We start from the raw sequence: 18,964 nt of genomic DNA, 5'->3' as shown, positions 1-18,964 counted from the left end.
AGATGAGGATTGTGTAGACAGGTTTGTCTACATGGCCATGGTAGCAATAGTAGACAGAGTTGTCTACAATCGAGCCATGGCCATGGATTCATCGAAAACCGCTTCCGACTTACCCGCGCGCGAGCGAATTTTACTGGCGGCGCACGACTTGTTTTACCGCGAAGGTATTCGCGCCACTGGCGTCGATAAAGTGATCGCCGAGTCGGGCGTTACCAAAGTCACGTTCTACCGCCACTTTCCGAGCAAGAACGCTTTGATTCGGGCGTTTCTGGATTACCGGCACCGGATCTGGATGGAATGGTTTGCCGACGCGATCCGGCGCCATGGCGGCTATGCGGGAAGCGGGCTATTGCCGCTGGTCGAGGTGATGGCGGAATGGTTCCGCAAGCCGATTTACCGCGGCTGCGCATTTATCAATAGCGTTGCCGAACTGGGCGGCGCGTTGCCGGATGTCGTCGAGATTTGCCATAGCCATAAGCAGGACATGGCGATGGCGATTCGGGAATTGCTGGTTGATACGCCTCAGCGCGATGCGCTGGCGCAAGCGGCGGCGGTCGCGATAGACGGCGCTATCGTCCGCGCCCAGACCGAAGCCCGGGACGCGGATGCCAAACAGTCGTTGGATAGTTTGGCCTTGCTGTTGTCGGCATTGCAGACGACGTCAACGGCGGCGGCCGAAGCGGCGCAGCAGTAACTTTTCCAGACCGACGATGGCGTAAATCGCCAGGCTGACCGCCAAAATCAATAGCCATTCGTCCTGGCCGATCGCCGCGCTGCCGAACAATTGCTGCATGACCGGCCAGTAAGTGAACAATAACTGCAGGGCGATCATGGCGCTGACGCCGACCAAGACCCAGGGATTGGAAAATACGCCGACTTTAAACATCGAATAACGTAAAGAACGGCAATTGAACAAATAAAACAATTCGCCGAATACGAACACGTTTACCGAGACCGTACGGGCTTTGGCCAGGGTTGCTTGCTGCGTCAATTCCCATTCGAACAAGCCGAAGGCGCCGGCCAGCAACAGCACGCCGACCAAGCAAATCCGGAACAGCAAGTGCCGGGTCAGGATCGGCTGCTCCGGGTTGCGCGGCTGACGCTGCATCAAGCCCGGTTCCTTGGGTTCGAAGGCCAGCATCAAGCCTAACAGTACTGCCGTGGTCATGTTGATCCACAAAATCTGCAGCGGCGTGATCGGTAATGCCACGTTGGCGAATACTGCCGCAGTGATGACCAGGCCTTCGCCGAGATTGGTCGGCAGGGTCCAGGCGATGAACTTCACCAAATTGTCGAATACGCCGCGGCCTTCTTCGACGGCGGCTTCTATCGTCGCGAAATGGTCGTCGGTCAGCACCATCGCTGCCGCTTCCTTGGCGACTTCGGTGCCGCCCAGCCCCATTGCCACGCCGATGTTGGCCTGACGCAAGGCCGGCGCGTCGTTGACGCCGTCTCCGGTCATTGCCACGACGTGGCCCTTGGCTTGTAAGGCGCGGACCAGAAGCAGTTTTTGCTCGGGGGCGATGCGGGCATACACGTTGCAGTGTTCTACTTGCTGCAGATAGTCGGCTTCGGCGAAATTTTCCAATTCGCTGCCGGTAATGGCCTTTTCGCTGTGGCGCATGCCGAGTTGTTTGGCGATTGCCAAAGCTGTGACCGGGTGGTCGCCGGTGATCATTTTTACGGCGATGCCGGCCCGGTAGCAGGCGGCTATCGCCCGGGCCGCTTCCGGCCGCGGCGGATCCATCATCGCTTGCAGGCCGAGAAACGTCAGGCCGCTGCGGACTTCGCTGTGAGCGACGGCATCGTCGCCGTGGTCGGTGCGGGCGAAAGCCAGCACGCGCAGCCCTTGCGCGGCCAGGATCTCGACCTGGCGTTGTAGTTGGTGTTTGTCGAGCGGAACCGGTTGCAAATCGGCGGAAAACCCAAGGTCGCAACGGTCGAGCAAGCTTTCCAGCGAGCCTTTCAAGTAAACGTGGCGTTCGTCCTGCGCCAGATTATGGTGCAGTGTCGCCATGAACTGGTATTGCGACTCGAACGGAATGGCGTCCAGCCGCGGGTGGCCGTTGCTGACGCTGGCGTGGTGCAAACCGGCCTTATGGGCGGATACCAGCAATGCCGCCTCGGTCGGGTCGCCTTCGATTCGCCAGTTATCGACGTCGGCGATCAAACGGGCATCGTTGCACAGCAGGCCGGCTTTCAGGCATTCGAGCAGCGCCGGTTTTTGTTGCAGATCGACCGGTTGGCCGGCCGCGTGAAATTCGCCGTCCGGCGTGTAGCCGCTGCCGCTGACGGCGAACTGCTCGCCGCCGGCATAAACGAATTGCACCGTCATCTGGTTTTGGGTCAGCGTGCCGGTTTTGTCCGAACAAATCACCGTGGTGCTGCCCAAGGTTTCCACGGCGGGCAGTTTGCGGATGATCGCGTTGCGCTTGGCCATGCGCGAGACGCCGATCGCCAGCGTGATGGTCAGCGCCGCCGGCAAGCCCTCCGGAATCGCGCCGACCGCCAATGCCACGGAGGCCATGAACATATCCAGCGCGCTTTGGCCACGCCAAACGCCGACGGCAAATGTCAGTGCCGCGCAGGCGACGATGACCCACAACAGCAATTGGCTGAATTGGCTCATTTTCCGGGTCAGCGGCGTTTCCAACGGTTCGGTCCCTGCGATCAAACGGTTGATGCGGCCGATTTCGGTGTCGTCGCCGGTGCCGACTACCACAGCCAAGGCGCTGCCGTAACTGACCAGCGTTGACGAATAAGCCATATTGGCGCGGTCGGCCAGTAAGGTCGCGGCGGATAAGGTCTGGGCCTGTTTTTGGGCTGGGACGGACTCGCCGGTCAACGCCGCTTCGTCTATTTTCAATTCCCGGGTTTGCAGCAGTCGCAAATCGGCCGGGACTTTGTCGCCGGATTGCAGATAAACCAGATCGCCGGGAACCAGGTCGGCGGCGGCTATTGTCCGACGTTGGCCGTCGCGCAGCACGTTGGCGCTGACGTTCAGGGTTTGGGCGAGGGCATTGATCGCTTTCAGCGCGTTGGCTTCCTGGATGAAGCCGATGATGGCGTTGACCAGCACTACGCCGAATATGACGCTGCTGTCGGCCCATTCTTCCAGGAAGGCGGTGGTGGCGGCGGAAAACAGCAGAATGTAGATCAGCGGTTGGTGGAATTGGCTGAGCAGTAAGCGCAACGGACCCTTGCCGCGCGGCGGCGTCAGGCGGTTGGGGCCGGCTTGTTCCAGTCTGGACTGGGCGGTTTGGCTGGACAGGCCGGCGCCGAGTTGCACGTCCAATTGCGACAGTAACTGCTCCGGCGCCAGGTTGTGCCAAAGGGTTTGCGGATTTTGCTTCATGGTCTCAGAAAAACGGTTGTGGCAGAGGGGCTGTGCGCGGTTTTTCGGCGCCGATTCGGGCCGGCATGCGCTTCGGATTGACAATCGTCATCTTCTGCTTGTTCCTTGTTGGTTATGGGGTTATAGTCCGTAACCGAGGCCTGTGGCCTTATTCTAAATTAAAATAAAAACAAATAGTTGGAGGTAGTTATGGGCGGAGTTATCGAACTGGTGGTTTTGATGCTGATTATTGCCATCTTCGCGTTCGCACCGTTAGGGTATTTCATTTATATGTACACAATGAAAAACGGCGAGCCGTTCGGCGACATTGAGCCGCACGGCGACAGCGAATCGCCGGTGTTGAACGCGGTGGCCAAAGCGATTGACGCGCTCAAAGGCAAACTTGGCAAAAGCTGAGTCGCCAACGTGATCGGTAAAAGCCGGGCTTATCCCGGCTTTTTTATGCGTGTCCGCCGGCCGTATCGCCGCAGGTTGGGCAACTCGGGTTTTTCTTTAACCGCATCGTGCGCCATTCCATACTCAGGCCGTCCAGCATCAATAAGCGTCCGGTCAACGGATCGCCGATTCCGGTCAGCAATTTTATCGTCTCTAGCGCCTGCATGCTGCCGACGATGCCGGTGATCGGGGCGACCACGCCGTTCCTGGCGCAATTTTGCAACTCTTCGCCGTCGCTTTGGTACAGGCAGTTGTAGCACGGGCTTTGGTTGCGGCCGGGCGTGAACACGCTGATTTGGCCCTCGAAACGGATCGCGGCGCCGGATACCAACGGGGTCCGTTGTTCTACGCAGGCTTGGTTGATGGCGAAACGGGTGGCGAAATTGTCGCTGCAATCCAGCACCACGTCGGCTAATTCGACTTCGTGCCGCAATTCGGCGCCGGCTAGCCTTTGCTTGCGCGCCACCACAGCCACCTCCGGATTAATTTTTTCCAGCGTCTGCCGGGTTGAAATTACTTTATCCAACCCTATATCGGCTGTGTCGTGGGCTATTTGCCGCTGCAAATTACTCAGGTCCACTTGATCGTCGTCGTACAAGGTAATGCTGCCGACACCGGCAGCGGCGAGATACATCGAGGCCGGCGAACCCAAGCCGCCGGCACCGACGATCAGGATTTTGGCGTCCAGCAGTTTTTGCTGACCGGTGATGTCGATTTGCGGCAGCATGATCTGCCGGCTGTAGCGGAGCAGTTGTTCGTCGTTCATAACGCGGATAGTGGTGGCTAGGCCGCAGATGATGCCAAAGAGCTTGACAGAGTGCAAAACCCGGATATTATTAGCACTCGTTATTGGAGAGTGCTAATAAATTGCAAGTTGTTTAAAAAACGCGTAGTCCGCTCTGGAGCGGACGGCTTTTTAAAAAGCTTATCAGTTTTAACCTTTAACTTTATTAATCGAGGAGACATTGATGAAAATTCGTCCGTTACATGACCGTGTAGTCGTAAAACGTGTTGAGGAAGAGACCAAAACCGCTGGCGGTATCGTGCTGCCGGGTTCTGCCGCCGAAAAACCGAGCGAAGGTGAAGTGCTGGCTGTTGGCTCAGGCAAACCGTTAGACAACGGCCAAGTACGTCCTATGGCAGTCAAAGTCGGTGACAAAGTATTGTTCGGTAAATATTCCGGCACCGAAGTTAAAGTCGATGGCGAGCAATATATCGTCATGCGCGAAGAAGACATCATGGGCATCTTGGGCTAAGCCCTATTCACCTCATTTATCTTTTTCAATCTCTTTAAATATTTAGGAATTAAAAAATGGCAGCAAAAGACGTGAAATTCGGTGGCGACGCTCGTGCTTTGATGGTAGCCGGTGTCAACATTCTGGCGAACGCGGTTAAGGTAACCCTGGGCCCTAAAGGCCGTAACGCCGTGCTGGACAAAAGTTTCGGCGCACCGACCATCACCAAAGACGGTGTGTCTGTTGCGAAAGAAATCGAATTGAAAGACAAATTCGAAAACATGGGCGCGCAAATGGTTAAAGAAGTGGCGTCCAAAACTTCAGACGTGGCCGGTGACGGTACCACCACTGCAACCGTGCTGGCGCAAGCCATCGTCAACGAAGGCCTGAAATCAGTCGCAGCGGGCATGAACCCGATGGACCTGAAACGCGGTATCGATCTGGCGGTAACTAAAGCGGTTGCAGCCATCGAAGAGGCCTCTATTCCGTGCAGCGACAGCAAAGCCATCGCTCAAGTTGGTACTATTTCAGCTAACTCCGATGCATCTGTCGGCGACATCATCGCCGAAGCGATGGAAAAAGTCGGTAAAGAAGGCGTCATCACCGTTGAAGAAGGCACCGGTCTGGATAATGATTTGGACGTCGTCGAAGGTATGCAATTCGACCGCGGCTATTTGTCACCATACTTCATCAACAAACAAGAAAGCATGAGCGTCGAATTGGACGATCCTTTCGTGTTGCTGTACGACAAAAAAATCTCCAACATCCGCGAAATGTTGCCGATTCTGGAAGGCGTGGCCAAATCCGGTCGCTCTTTGTTGATCATCGCTGAAGACGTCGAAGGCGAAGCTTTGGCTACTCTGGTGGTCAACAACATGCGCGGTATCGTTAAAGTGGCTGCGGTTAAAGCCCCAGGCTTCGGCGATCGTCGTAAAGCCATGCTGGAAGACATTGCTGTACTGACCGGCGGTGTGGTGATTTCTGAAGAAGTCGGTCTGTCTCTGGAAAAAGCCGACATCAGCCAATTGGGTACTGCAAAACGCGTCCAAATCAACAAAGAAAACACCACCATCATCGATGGCGCTGGTAACGAAGACCAAATCAAAGGCCGTGTTGCGCAAATCCGCGCTCAAGCCGACGAAGCGACTTCCGATTACGACCGTGAAAAACTGCAAGAACGTCTGGCCAAACTGGCTGGCGGTGTTGCGGTCATCAAAGTCGGCGCCGCAACCGAAGTGGAAATGAAAGAGAAAAAAGCCCGCGTCGAAGACGCCCTGCATTCAACTCGCGCTGCGGTTGAAGAAGGTGTGGTGGCCGGCGGCGGTACTGCGCTGATCCGTGCCCTGTCTGCTCTGGAAGGCCTGAAAGGCATCAACCACGACCAAGACGTCGGTATCAGCATCCTGCGCCGCGCGATGGAAGAGCCTTTGCGTCAAATCGTCAGCAATGCCGGCGATGAAGCCTCGGTCGTTCTGAACGAAGTCAAAAAAGGCAGTGGCAACTTTGGTTACAACGCTGCAACCGGCGAATACGGCGACATGATCGCGATGGGTATTCTGGATCCGGCGAAAGTGACTCGTTCAGCGCTGCAAAACGCCGCTTCCGTTGCCGGTCTGATGATCACCACCGAAGTGATGATCGCTGACGCACCTAGCGACAACAAAGGCCCTGCAATGCCTGATATGGGCGGCATGGGCGGCATGGGCGGCATGATGTAATTCATCCCAGCTTTGGCCAGAAACCCCGGTCTCCGTAAGGAACCGGGGTTTTTTTATGCTTGCAGTCTGCGGGCGAATTGAATTCCAGATCGGCCGAAATTAAACTGAGCTTTCCAATCGACTTGAGCCGGACGGCGCAATAGCGGATTTAACCATGGCTGCTGACTGTAAAATATTGATAGCCGACGACAACGAAACCAATCTTTGGCTGCTTTGCGAGCAATTGTCGCAATGGACTCAGGATGTGATGTTGGCCGGCGACGGCCGCCAGGCGTGGAGTTTATTGGCGCAGCACCGATTTAGCCTGCTATTTCTGGATTTGAATATGCCGTTTCTGAGCGGCTTCGATTTAATCAGCCGGTTGCGCTCCCAGTCAGGTCCGAACTGCCAGACGCCGGCCGTTGCCGTCACTGCCCATGCGCAGGAAAGTCAGCGTATACAGGCATTGGCGGTCGGATTTGACGATTATCTGGTCAAGCCGATCCGTTTGGCGCGGCTGCAGGAAATCTTAGAACGGTGGCAAGCGGAAGACGTTGGTGTGGACTATTACGCCCGGCAATTGTTGGGCAAAACCCGTGATAACAAGCCGCTCAGCCAAATGTTGATCGGCAAGTTATTTGCCGAATTGCCGGTCCAATTGGCCGATATCGAACGCCTTTTAGGTGAATCGGCTAATCAGCAAGCGTGGGAAATTGTGCATAAATTGCACGGTACCTTTTGTTTTTTCGATTTTGCCGATTGTCGGACCGTGACCGAAAGTCTGGAGCAGGCCTTGCTGTCCAACCAATTGGCACAGGCCGACCAGCATTTCGAGGCGTTGAAGCAAAAATCGGTGTGGTTGTTGAATAATCAGGCTGCGGTATTGCAATCGTTGGCCGCCGGTTAAACGGCGGCTGCTACAGCTCTGGCGGCGGAATAAACGGGCGAAACAGTTACGGGTTATTTCAATTCGTCCAACAAGGCCTGCGCCACCTGCTGTTGTTGCTTGGAACCTTTGGCTAGCACGTCTTCGGCAATCGTTTTTGCCGCGTCCAAATCGCCCATGTCGATATAGGCCTTTGCCAAGTCGATTTTGGTTTCGTACTCGTCCATGTCGGTCAGATCGGATACGCCGACTTCGAATTTGTCGTCGCTGCCGGAGCTGATAATCGGCGCGTCGAAATCGAATTCGAAATTAAAATCGTCTATTGCGTCGGATTTAGCCGTGTCACTGGTTTCGGCCGGTTTCGGACTCAGACTGTCGAAGTCGGAGAAGTCGAATGTTTCCAGTTTTAATTCCGATTCCAGATTCAGCGGCGAATCGGCTTTGTGGGCAGTGCTTGCCAACTCGGCAGCCGCTAGGTCTGCATCGAAATTAAAATCGAAGCTTTCGATATCCGCTACAACCGGCTCCGCTGCTGCTGGTTCAGCTTGCGTCACTTCCGTAACCACGTCGCTGAAATCGAAACCTTCAATCTCCAGCGTCGATTCCTCGGCAGATGCCAGTCCATTGTCGGCAACCTGCTCGGACTTAGCTGTTTTTGGCGCTTCCAGCTCGAAATTAAAATCGAAGCTATCGATGCTGGCGTTTGCAACGGACGAGCTGTCTGCGGTTTGCGGCTCGTCGTCGGCAATGCTGGAGAATTCTATGGTCTCCAGCGCAAGGTCGTCGCTGACGGCGGCGGATTGGGGTTTCTCGTCCACTCCCGGCGCGGCGAAATCTAAATTGAAATCAAAGGATTCGATATGTTTATCGTCGACAGTCGGTTCGTCCCGATCCGCAGGGGCGGCGTGGTCAAGGGATACGCTTTTCAGGTCCGGCGTTTTGGATTTCGCGCCGCTGTCGAATTCGCCTAAATCGAAATCCAGGCCGTTATCGTCCAGTTCCAGGTTTTTATCGAGATCCAGGTCCAGATCCGCCAATTCGTTATCCAGTAGCGCGAACACCGAGTCATCTTCCAGAGTGGCCGTTTCGGCTTCGGTCGAGGGGGCTGTAACGAAGGTGGGCTCGAATGATTCGTTGACCGCAACTGCCGCAACAGCTGCGCTGGAATGGTCGGCTTCGGCAGCGAATAGGGGCGAGTCCGCCGCAATTTCTTTGGCCATGTCCGCGATTTTTTTCCAGAACGGCTTGTCGGCTTTTTTGCCGGCGTCGGCCAGCTCTCTGGCGTAAGCGCAGAAAGCGTCTTTATTTTCGCTGGCGTAAAAGATTTCCAGTAGTTTCAGTTTGCATTCGTCGCGGTTCGGCTGTTCCTGAATCGCATGCCGGATCAGTTCTTCAGCTTGTTGGTAGCGGCCGTATGCCAGATAAACGTCGGCTTCCGAGATTGGGTCGACTTCGTTTTGGTCGGTGTCGAACGCGTCGAAATCGCTCGGCGTGAAATCGCTGATAAACGAACTTTCCCCGACAGTACCGACGTCATATTCTGACGTGTTGCTGATGTCCATGATCGGCACCGAGAGACTGCTTTCAGAATCCGGCATTTGGATTTGGCTGGCCGAAGCAAACATGCTTTCGGTGTTGATGCGTTCGTCTATGTTCCGCTTGCGCCAGAGTAACCAGCCCAGTAATCCGAGCACGCCGCTGCCCAGGCCGCCGATGACCCAATAGTAAGCATCGGACGAAAATAGCCCTTCCTCTTCGGCAGCCGGAGCCGGAGCCGGCGGCGCCACTTTTATTACCGGTTTCGGCGCTGGTGGCGGAGCCGGCTGTGGCGCAGGTTGTTCCGCTGTTGGTGCTGGAGCTGGAGCAGGGGTTGGCGCTTGCGTCTGGCTGGGTTCCGCTTTTGCTGGTGGCGTTACCGCAGGCGCTGTCTGAGCCGGAGCCGGAGCCGGAGCTGGCGACGGCACAGTTTCGGCTTGCGCTGGTGTTTGTTTATTGTTTTGTAGCGACGCGAGTTGCTGGTCTTTTAAAGCCAGCAACTGCTGCATCATGTTCAGCTGTTGTTCCAGCTTTTCGATGCGGGCTTGCAGTTCGAGATCTTTGCCGTCGCCGGAGGCTTCTGCTGCGCTTTCCGCGCCGGCATGCGGGGCCGTCGAATGCGAGCCGGATTTGGCTTTCTCGCCAATAGCGGTATTGGTGCCAAGTTTTGCTTCCGACGGGGCGATCAGCTCCAACGGTTTGGCGACTTTTTCTGTCGCTGCCGGTTCGGTCTTTGCCTGTTTGGCCGCTGGTTTGGACTCTGCCCGCAGCGGTTGTTGGCCCGGCTCCAGGTTCGGGATTTTTAACAGGGCGCCTTCTTTCAGCGAGTTGATGTTGCCGTTATTGAATGCCTCGGGATTGGCTCTATGCAATGCATTCAGCATTTGATACGTCGGCACATTGCGTTCTTGGCCTAGTCGAGCGGCGACACTCCATAACGTGTCGGTTTTTTGTATGGGACCGTATTCGCCGTCGGTAGCAATTTGCTGATTGGCGCTATCACCCGGCTCCGCTGCGACCGCTCGCCGCGGTGCGGTGCGGCTCTTCCGGGCAGGGCGGGGGGGTATTTCAAGCGGTTCCTCGGAATAACTCGGACTTTGGACGACCGGGATCGTGGCTTTGTTGTAGGCGGTGGGCGGGTCTATCAGCAGCGTGAATTCGCGGGTCATGCTGCCTTGCGGCCAGGTGACTTCCAACAGGAAGTCCAGAAACGGCTCGGTCAACACTTCCCGCGAAGTGATTTTGACAAGGATGGAGCCGTTGGCCTGAACGACAGGCTCGAACCTGATTTTCGACAGAAAATAATTCCAGACTACGCCCGCTTGGTCGAACTTCTCCGGCGGCGCCAAGCGAACCGACACGTCGGACGGATTTTCGCTCGGGTCGACGGTCAGTTTAATTTCGGCATTGAGGTGTTGATTCAGCGCGGAATGCAATTGTATTTCGCCGATGCCGAGCGGCAGGGCGTTAACCGGTGCCAGTAGCGAGACAACCGCTAAAGCTTTAGTTAAATTGCTCACATTGCTTTCCTTCACTGGTGACACCTCGGTGCGACGACCTCACAAAAAACAGAGCTAAGCTTAGACTAGATGTGGCTTTTTACCAGCAGTTCGGCAATCTGCACACTGTTAAGCGCGGCACCCTTTCTGACGTTATCGCTGACTACCCACAGATCGATTCCGCTTGGATGCGAGATATCTTCGCGGATCCTGCCGACGAAGACGTCGTCGTGGCCGGAGGACTCCGTTACTGCAGTCGGATAGCCGCCGTTTTCTCGTTCGTCCAGCAAGGTGACGCCCGGCGCATGGCTCAGCAATTCGCGCACGCGTGCCGCGGATATTTTCTGTTTGGTCTCGATATGTACCGCTTCGGAGTGACCGAAAAATACCGGCACCCGCACTGCGGTAGGATTAACCAGGATATCGGCATCGCCCAGGATTTTTCGAGTTTCCCAGACCATTTTCATTTCTTCCTTGGTGTAGCCGTTGTCCATGAACACGTCGATTTGCGGCAATACGTTGAAGGCGATCTGTTTCGGATAAACGCTGGGCGAAACCGGTTTCGCATTTAACAAATTGGCGGTTTGCGTCGCCAGTTCTTCGATCGCTTCCTTGCCGGTGCCGGATACGGCCTGGTAAGTGGCGACGTTGATGCGGCTGATGCCGACTGCATCGTAAATCGGTTTCAAGGCCACCAGCATCTGAATGGTGGAGCAATTCGGGTTGGCGATGATGCCGCGGTTCTTGTAGTCGGCGACTTTTTCCGGATTGACTTCCGGTACCACCAGCGGGATGTCGTCGTCGTAGCGAAATTGCGAGGTGTTGTCGATCACGACGCAGCCGGCCGCCGCGGCTTTCGGTGCGTATTCGGCCGATACCGAGGCACCGGGCGAGAACAGGCCGATCTGGACTTTGGAAAAATCGAATGTAGCCAAATCTTCAACGACCAGCGAGCCGTCTTTAAATGGAATGCGTTTGCCCGCCGAACGTTCGCTGGCCAGCGCATACACTTTGCCGACCGGGAAATTGCGCTCTTCCAGAATGGAAATCATGGTTTCGCCGACCGCGCCGGTGGCGCCGACGACCGCTACATCGTAGGTTTTAGACATCGTGGATTATCCTTGTAAAGCTTTGAGAACGGCGTCGCCCATGCCGGACGTAGTGACTTGGGTCATGCCGTCGGAGTAAATATCGGCGGTGCGCACGTTGGAATCCAGCGCCGCATTGACCGCCGCTTCGATGCGTTCGGCCGCTTCGGGTTGGTTGAAGGTGTATCTGAGCATCATCGCCACCGACAAAATCGTCGCCAGCGGATTGGCGATGCCTTGGCCGGCGATGTCCGGCGCCGAACCGTGGATCGGTTCGTACATGCCCTTGGCATTGGCGTCCAGCGAAGCCGACGGCAGCATGCCGATCGAACCGGTCAGCATCGCCGCAACGTCGGACAAGATATCGCCGAACATATTGGTCGTAACGATGACATCGAATTGTTTCGGTGCCCGCACCAACTGCATTGCCGCATTGTCGACGTACATGTGGCTCAGCTCGATGTCGGGATAGTCCTTGCCGACTTCGGTCATCACGTTGCGCCATAATTCGGTGACTTCCAGCACGTTGGCTTTGTCGACCGAGCACAGCCTTTTGTGGCGTTTTTGAGCGATACGGAATGCGGAATGGGCAATACGGCGAATTTCGGATTCGCTGTAGATTTCGGTATTGGCGCCGACCTTTTCCCCGGATTCGGCAATATGGATGCCGCGCGGTTGGCCGAAGTAGATGCCTCCGGTCAATTCGCGGACAATCATCAGATCCAGGCCGGAAACCACTTCCGGTTTTAGCGTCGAGGCGTGCACCAGTTGCGGGTACAAAATCGCCGGCCGCAAGTTGGAGAACAGGTTCAGCTCCGAGCGGATGCCCAGCAAGCCGCGTTCCGGCCGGATCGCGTGCGCCAAGGGTTCCCATTTCGGGCCACCCACTGCTCCCAGCAGCACTGCGTCGGCGTTCTTGCACAGGTTCAAGGTTTGTTGCGGCAGCGGCGTGCCGAAGGCGTCGTAAGCGGCGCCGCCAACCAGCGCAGTCTCGAAACTGAGGCCGAGGCCCATGTCGGTGTTGACAAAACTCAACACCTTCAGGGCTTCGGCGACGATTTCCGGGCCTATGCCGTCACCCGGTAACACGGCGATTTTTTTGGGCATCAATCGACCTTATGCTTGCGGTTTAAGCTTCTCTGAACAACCAGGGCGCGCGTTTGGCGCGTTCCGTTTCGTAAGCCTTGATCTTGTCCGCGTGTTGCAAGGTCAGTGCGATGTCGTCCAAGCCGTTCAGCAAACGGTAGCGGCGGTTTTCGTCGACGCTAAAGGCAATCGCCTCGCCGCCGGGCGTGGTGATGGTTTGGGTTTCAAGGTCGATGGTCAATTGGTAACCGTCAGCCAGTTCCTTGAACAAGCGGTCCACTGTTTCAGCGGGCAGCACGATCGGCAGGATGCCGTTCTTGAAGCAGTTGTTAAAGAAGATATCGGCGAAGCTCGGCGCAATAATGGCGCGGAAACCGAAATCTTCCAGCGCCCACGGCGCGTGTTCGCGCGACGAGCCGCAACCGAAGTTTTCCCGGGTCAACAGGATTTGCGCGCCTTGGTACTGCGGTTGGTTCAACACGAAGTCTTTATTCAGCGGCCGGTTGCTGCAATCCATTTCCGGCTCGCCGCGGTCCAGATAACGCCATTCGTCGAACAAATACGGACCGAAACCGGCGCGGCGGATCGACTTCAAAAACTGTTTCGGAATAATCGCATCGGTGTCGACGTTGGCTCGATCCAGCGGTGCAACCAAAGCGGTCAAAGTGGTAAAAGCCTGCATGGTTTAAGCCTCCTCGGCGACGTTGACAAAGTGGCCGGCAATCGCTGCCGCGGCAGCCATCGCGGGGCTGACCAAGTGGGTGCGGCCGCCGTAACCCTGGCGGCCTTCGAAGTTGCGGTTGGAGGTCGAGGCGCAATGTTCGCCGGCGTCCAGCCGGTCGGCATTCATTGCCAGACACATCGAGCAGCCGGGTTCGCGCCATTCGAAATCGGCCGCGATGAAGATTTTGTCCAGACCTTCGGCTTCGGCTTGCTGCTTGATCAGGCCGGAACCGGGCACGACCAGTACTTGCTTGACCGAAGCGGCTTTCTTGCGGCCTTTGATTGCCGCTGCCGCCGCGCGCAGGTCTTCGATGCGCGAGTTGGTGCAGGAACCGATGAAGACTTTGTCCAATTTGATGTCGGTGATCTTCTGGCCGGCCTGCAAGCCCATGTATTGCAAAGCGCGTTCGATGCTTTGCTTTTTGACCGGATCGGCTTCTTGAGTCGGGTCGGGAATGCTGGCGTCGACCGGCAATACCATTTCCGGCGAGGTGCCCCAGCTCACTTGCGGTTTGATCGCGGCGGCGTCGAATTCGATCACTTTGTCGAATTTGGCGTCGGCGTCGGAATGCAGTTTTTCCCAGTAACGCACCGCCATGTTCCAGTCTTCGCCTTTCGGCGAATAGGGGCGGTCGCGGTAGAACTCGATGGTTTTTTCGTCGCAGGCGATCAAACCGGCGCGGGCGCCGGCTTCGATGGCCATGTTGCAGACGGTCATGCGGCCTTCCATGCTCAGCTCACGGATGGCGTCGCCGCCGAATTCGATGGTGTAGCCGGTGCCGCCGGCAGTGCCGATTTGGCCGATGATCGCCAACACGATGTCTTTGGCGGTGACGCCGGGACCGGTTTTGCCGTTGACCTTGATCAACATGTTTTTGGCTTTCTTTTGTACCAGCGTCTGCGTCGCCAGGGCGTGTTCGACTTCAGAGGTGCCGATACCGAAGGCCAGCGCGGCCGATGCGCCGTGAGTCGAGGTATGCGAGTCGCCGCAGACCACGGTCATGCCGGGCAGGGTGGCGCCTTGTTCCGGGCCGACCACATGCACGATGCCTTGGCGGATGTCGGCCATGTCGAATTCGGTAATACCGAACTCGGCGCAGTTGTTTTCCAGGGTTTGCACCTGCAATCTCGAAACCGGATCGGCAATGCCTTGGGCGCGGCCCGATGTCGGCACGTTATGGTCGGCCACCGCCAGATTGCGCGCCACGCGCCAGGGTTTGCGGCCCGAGATCCGCATGCCGTCGAAGGCTTGCGGTGAAGTCACTTCATGCAGCAACTGGCGGTCGATATAGATTAAGCACGAGCCGTCGTCTTCGGTGTGAACGACGTGGTCGTCCCACAATTTGTCGTATAAGGTTTTACCTGCCATCTTGGTTTCTCTCTGGTAGGGTACGCGCGGCGTACCGTCTCTAACTAAAAGGTACGCGATACCCGAAAGGGCATAAATGCGTACCCTGAACTTTTGTTATGCCAACGCTGCGAACAGCTTGTCGGTGATGTCCTGCACCGAGCCGACGCCGGCGATCGAGGCGAATTTGGCGGCTTGGTCGGCTGCGGAATAAAAACCCACCAGCGGTTTGGTTTGCTCGTGATAGACGCTCAGGCGTTTGCGCACGGTTTCTTCTCTGTCGTCGTCGCGTTGGATCAGCGGCTCGCCGGTAACGTCGTCGACACCTTCCTGTTTCGGCGGGTTGAATACGACATGGTAGCTGCGGCCCGAAGCCGGATGTACCCTGCGGCCGCTCATGCGTTTGATGATTTCCTCGTCGTCGACGGCAATTTCCACGACGTAGTCCAGCTCGACTCCCATTTTGGCCAAGCCTTCAGCCTGGGCGATGGTGCGCGGGAAGCCGTCCAGCAGAAAGCCGTTTTTGCAGTCGTCCTGGGCAATGCGTTCCTTGATCAGGCCTAAAATAATTTCGTCGGAAACCAGACCGCCGCTATCCATGACCTTTTTGGCTTCGATACCCAGCGGTGTGCCTTCACGGACCGCGGCGCGCAGCATGTCGCCGGTCGAAATTTGGGGGATGCCGAATTTTTCGGTGATGAACTGTGCCTGGGTGCCCTTGCCCGACCCAGGGCTGCCTAACAAAATAATACGCATTGCAACATCTCCGGAAGATATTGTGTGGTTAGAAAATACCGCCGTATACGGGAAATCCGGCTTGGTTAACGTTTAAGAAAAATGCCGCATTTTAACGCATTTATCGAAGGCTTGCTGATTTGTCCGGCGTCGTAAGTTTCGGGTGTCGATCGCTCAAGCCGGCGGCTGGCGGAGGTGCGCTTTCCGGAAAACGGGTTATGCTTATGCCAAACCGCTAATCCCGCGAGCGATTCGCTGCCTATGCCGGATATCGGTCTTGGAATATAGGAGGCCAGTCGGCATGGCTGTATCGAGAATCGGTTTGATAGTGTTGCTGTTCGCGATCGTCCGGATTGCCGGCGCCGTGCAAGCCCCGGACACGGTAACGCTGCAACTGAAGTGGAAACACCAATTCCAGTTCGCCGGCTACTACGCGGCGCTACACAAGGGGTTTTACCAGGACGCCGGGCTGCGGGTCAGCATCGTCGAAGGCGGTCAGGAGCGTTCGGTTTCGGAAACGGTGGCATCGGGACAGGCCGAGTTTGGGGTCGGCAATTCCCAGTTGATTTTGGATAGAGCCAGCGGATTGCCGGTAGTGGTATTGGCTCCCATCATCCAACATTCGCCGCTGAGCTTGGTGGTGCGCCACGGCAGCGGCATCCGCGACGTTGCCGATTTGGCCGGCAAGCGGGTAATGTACGGGCCGAACGACGCCGAATTGCTGGCGTATTTCATTCAATCCGGTCTGCACCCTGCCGATTACCAGCGCCAAACCCATAGCCAAAACATCGACGATCTGATCGAAGGCCGTACCGACGCGATTTCCGCCTACTCTCCCGATCAGCCTTACACGCTGCATCAGGCCGGCATCGGTTACACCGAGTTGCGGGCTATCGACGCCGGTATCGATTTCTACGGCGATACCCTGTTTACCAGCGAGGCACAAGTCAAACGGCACCCCCAGCGCGTCAGGGCCTTTCGGGCGGCAAGCTTGAAGGGCTGGGCCTATGCGTTGCAGCATCCTGACGAAATCGCCGAGTTGATTCAGCGCGAATACATCCCCGAACGGCCGTTGGAACATCTGAAGTGGGAGGCCAGACAATACCGCCGCTTCATCATGGCCGACCTGATTGAACTCGGCCACAACAGCGAGTCGCGCTGGCAGCACATCGCCGATATTTACACCCGCCTGGGTATGCTGCCGGAAAGATTCGATTTTAGCGGCATGATCTACCATCCCGACGGCCAGGACCTGTCCTGGCTGTATCCTTGGTTGGCCGGTACGCTGACCATACTGATACTGCTAGGCGGATTTGCCTATCTGCAAATGCGGAGCCGTCGCGCAATATTCCGCGTGCTGAGTCGCCAAGAGAAAATGGCCGCCAACTTGCCGGGCATGATCTACCAGTTCCTGCTGCGGGCCGATGGCCGTTCCTGCTTTCCCTACGCCAGTGCCGGCATTTACGGTGTTTACGGCGTCGATCCCGCTGCCGTGCGTGTCGACGCGGCGCCGATGTTCGAGGTATTGCATCCGGACGATTTGGAAAGAGTACGGGGGAGTATCGCGCTTTCTGCCGAGAGCCTGAATGTCTGGCGCGACGAGTACCGCGTGATCCATCCCGAGCACGGCGAGATTTGGCTGGAAGGCCATGCTACGCCGACCCGGTTGGAAAACGGTGATGTTCTGTGGCACGGTTTTATTACCGACATCAGCGAGCGCAAAGCAATGGAGCAAGCCTTGCGTAAGAGCGAAGCGCGATTTCGCAACATTGCCGCCACGGTGCCGGGCATGCTCTGCGATTACGTGTTGCCACCTCGGCCCGATGCCGGTTTTCTCTATGTCGGTCCGCGCTGTCGCGACATTTTGGAGCTGGAGCCGGAGGCTGTGCTCGGCGACGCAAGGGCTTTCACGCGCTTGATTCACCCCGACGATCTGCCGCGGCTGGCCGTCGAAGAGCAAAACGCCAGCCGGGAAGGGCGTTATTTCAATGTCGAGTTTCGCATCATCGCGCTGTCCGGCCGCTTGAAATGGCTGCAATTGACCGCCCAGCCCAATCCGGCGGCCAACGGCGAATCGGTGGTGTGGACCGGCATCATGCTGGATGTCACCGAGCGGAAGCAGGCTGAGGAAAAATTGGCACAGGCCAAGGAGGTCGCAGAGTCGGCCAATCGCGCCAAGTCGGTGTTTTTATCCAGTATGAGCCACGAGCTGCGTACGCCTTTGAATTCCGTCATCGGATTCAGCCAGCTGCTGGAGTCCGATACAGACGAACCTTTGACCGAAGGGCAGCTCGGTTCGGTGCGGATGATACTCGGCAGCGGCCGGCACTTGCTGAAACTGGTCAACGAAATTCTGGATCTGGTTCGTATCGAGTCCGGTAAAACCGAACTCAAATTGGTGCCGGTGGCATTGCTGCCGGTGTTCAAGGAAGTCATCCTGTTGTTGTCGACCATGGCTTCGGCCCGCGGCATTGAATTGCGTCTGTGCCGTCGCGACGATACCGCCGCTGAAAGCCAGCCGGCGGCACAGAGCCCGGCGTTAGCGGTCAAGGCCGATCTCGACAAGCTCAGGCAGTTGTTGCTGAATCTGGTCTCCAATGCCGTCAAATACAACCGGGACGGCGGCACGGTCGATTTGGATTATCGGATTCAAGGGAAGACCGTAACAATCGATGTGACAGACACCGGAATAGGCATCCCGGAGCGCTACCAGTCCGAATTGTTCAAGCCGTTTCAGCGCCTGGGTGCGGAGCGCAGCTCCATCGAAGGTACCGGTATCGGTTTGGTGATTTGCAAACAATTGGCCGAGGTCATGGGCGGGCGTATCGGCTGCGAAAGCCGGGAGGGCGTCGGCAGCCATTTCTGGGTGGAGTTGGCCGTGGCCGAGCCCGAGCCAGAGTACATTTCCGAGGCGGTGGACGCCGAAGACGCCGGCGTGAATGGTGTTGTCGGCGCGGGTGTCTGCGGCAAGGTGGTGTATGTCGAGGACAACTCGGTGAACGTCGACGTGATGCGCCAAGTATTCCGGCGGCTGCCGGAGTTGCAGCTTGACGTCGCCGCCAGCGCAGAGCAAGCCTTGCCCATGATCCGGGCCTTGCAACCGGATTTGGTGTTGATGGACATCAATTTGCCCGGTATGAGCGGCGAGGCTGCCTTGCGCGATTTGCGCCGCGATCCGGCGACCGCCGCCGTTCCGGTGATTGCGATCAGTGCGGATGCCATGAGCGAGGATGTAGCCCGCTACATGGCGGCCGGATTCCAGGCCTACGTCACTAAACCGTTCAATATCGCAGAGTTGATCGGCTTGATCCGCCGCTGCATAGCCGGGCAGGCCTAAACAT

The 18,964-nt window shown here is 56.9% G+C and carries 14 protein-coding genes; 6 read left to right on the top strand and 8 right to left on the bottom strand.

The window, feature by feature from the left end; all coding sequences use genetic code 11:
- The first annotated feature begins 82 nt into the window (after window positions 1–82).
- Window positions 83–694, top strand: coding sequence for a TetR/AcrR family transcriptional regulator (locus C2U68_RS10540; protein WP_140912450.1), 612 nt, complete (start codon window positions 83–85; stop codon window positions 692–694).
- Here C2U68_RS10540 and C2U68_RS10535 read toward each other — a convergent pair.
- Window positions 662–3,355 (bottom strand): cation-transporting P-type ATPase, encoded by a 2,694-nt coding sequence (locus C2U68_RS10535; RefSeq protein ID WP_140912449.1) that lies wholly within the window; start codon window positions 3,353–3,355, stop codon window positions 662–664. The genes C2U68_RS10540 and C2U68_RS10535 overlap by 33 nt on opposite strands.
- A 189-nt stretch (window positions 3,356–3,544) precedes the next feature.
- Here C2U68_RS10535 and C2U68_RS10530 point away from each other — a divergent pair, with 189 nt between their 5' ends.
- The gene (locus tag C2U68_RS10530; protein ID WP_140912448.1) at window positions 3,545–3,751 is read left to right on the top strand and encodes a hypothetical protein; all 207 of its coding nucleotides are present in this window, start codon (window positions 3,545–3,547) and stop codon (window positions 3,749–3,751) included.
- 43 nt (window positions 3,752–3,794) lie between these two features.
- Here C2U68_RS10530 and C2U68_RS10525 read toward each other — a convergent pair whose 3' ends face one another.
- On the bottom strand, window positions 3,795–4,556 hold the full coding sequence (locus tag C2U68_RS10525; RefSeq protein WP_140912447.1) for a HesA/MoeB/ThiF family protein: 762 nt from the start codon (window positions 4,554–4,556) through the stop codon (window positions 3,795–3,797).
- 202 nt (window positions 4,557–4,758) lie between these two features.
- Between C2U68_RS10525 and groES the strand changes: the two genes are divergently transcribed.
- From groES to C2U68_RS10510, 3 genes are all read left to right on the top strand, one after another.
- Window positions 4,759–5,046 (top strand): co-chaperone GroES, encoded by a 288-nt coding sequence (groES, locus tag C2U68_RS10520; RefSeq protein ID WP_054760220.1) that lies wholly within the window; start codon window positions 4,759–4,761, stop codon window positions 5,044–5,046.
- 56 nt (window positions 5,047–5,102) lie between these two features.
- Window positions 5,103–6,743, top strand: coding sequence for a chaperonin GroEL (gene groL / locus C2U68_RS10515; RefSeq protein WP_140912446.1), 1,641 nt, complete (start codon window positions 5,103–5,105; stop codon window positions 6,741–6,743).
- A 154-nt stretch (window positions 6,744–6,897) separates the two neighbouring features.
- Window positions 6,898–7,629, top strand: a complete 732-nt coding sequence (locus C2U68_RS10510) for a response regulator (protein ID WP_140912445.1) — start codon at window positions 6,898–6,900, stop codon at window positions 7,627–7,629.
- A gap of 53 nt (window positions 7,630–7,682) precedes the next feature.
- Here C2U68_RS10510 and C2U68_RS21730 read toward each other — a convergent pair whose 3' ends face one another.
- The 6 genes from C2U68_RS21730 to adk all read right to left on the bottom strand — a co-directional run bounded on the left by C2U68_RS21730 (window position 7,683) and on the right by adk (window position 15,644).
- Entirely contained in the window at window positions 7,683–10,664 is a 2,982-nt protein-coding gene (locus tag C2U68_RS21730; RefSeq protein WP_140912444.1) for a FimV/HubP family polar landmark protein, read from the bottom strand.
- A 65-nt stretch (window positions 10,665–10,729) separates the two neighbouring features.
- Window positions 10,730–11,752 (bottom strand): aspartate-semialdehyde dehydrogenase, encoded by a 1,023-nt coding sequence (locus C2U68_RS10500; protein ID WP_140912443.1) that lies wholly within the window; start codon window positions 11,750–11,752, stop codon window positions 10,730–10,732.
- Window positions 11,753–11,758: 6 nt separating this feature from the next.
- Window positions 11,759–12,838 carry a 3-isopropylmalate dehydrogenase gene (gene leuB / locus C2U68_RS10495; protein WP_140912442.1) on the bottom strand — a complete coding sequence of 360 codons (1,080 nt, stop codon included), beginning with the start codon at window positions 12,836–12,838 and terminating at the stop codon, window positions 11,759–11,761.
- Window positions 12,839–12,860: 22 nt separating this feature from the next.
- Window positions 12,861–13,499 carry a 3-isopropylmalate dehydratase small subunit gene (leuD, locus tag C2U68_RS10490; protein ID WP_140912441.1) on the bottom strand — a complete coding sequence of 213 codons (639 nt, stop codon included), beginning with the start codon at window positions 13,497–13,499 and terminating at the stop codon, window positions 12,861–12,863.
- 3 nt (window positions 13,500–13,502) lie between these two features.
- Window positions 13,503–14,909: a 3-isopropylmalate dehydratase large subunit gene (gene leuC, locus C2U68_RS10485; protein ID WP_140912440.1), complete on the bottom strand. Its 1,407-nt coding sequence runs from the start codon at window positions 14,907–14,909 to the stop codon at window positions 13,503–13,505.
- Between the two features lie 96 nt (window positions 14,910–15,005).
- Window positions 15,006–15,644: an adenylate kinase gene (adk, locus tag C2U68_RS10480; RefSeq protein WP_140912439.1), complete on the bottom strand. Its 639-nt coding sequence runs from the start codon at window positions 15,642–15,644 to the stop codon at window positions 15,006–15,008.
- 280 nt (window positions 15,645–15,924) lie between these two features.
- Between adk and C2U68_RS10475 the strand changes: the two genes are divergently transcribed.
- Window positions 15,925–18,960: an ABC transporter substrate-binding protein gene (locus C2U68_RS10475; RefSeq protein WP_140912438.1), complete on the top strand. Its 3,036-nt coding sequence runs from the start codon at window positions 15,925–15,927 to the stop codon at window positions 18,958–18,960.
- Window positions 18,961–18,964 lie beyond the last annotated feature (4 nt).

It is taken from the genome of Methylomonas koyamae, assembly GCF_006483455.1.
Lineage (GTDB): Bacteria > Pseudomonadota > Gammaproteobacteria > Methylococcales > Methylomonadaceae > Methylomonas > Methylomonas koyamae_B.
Note: the sequence above shows the minus strand (reverse complement) of the source record. Positions and strands in the feature narration are given on the sequence as shown.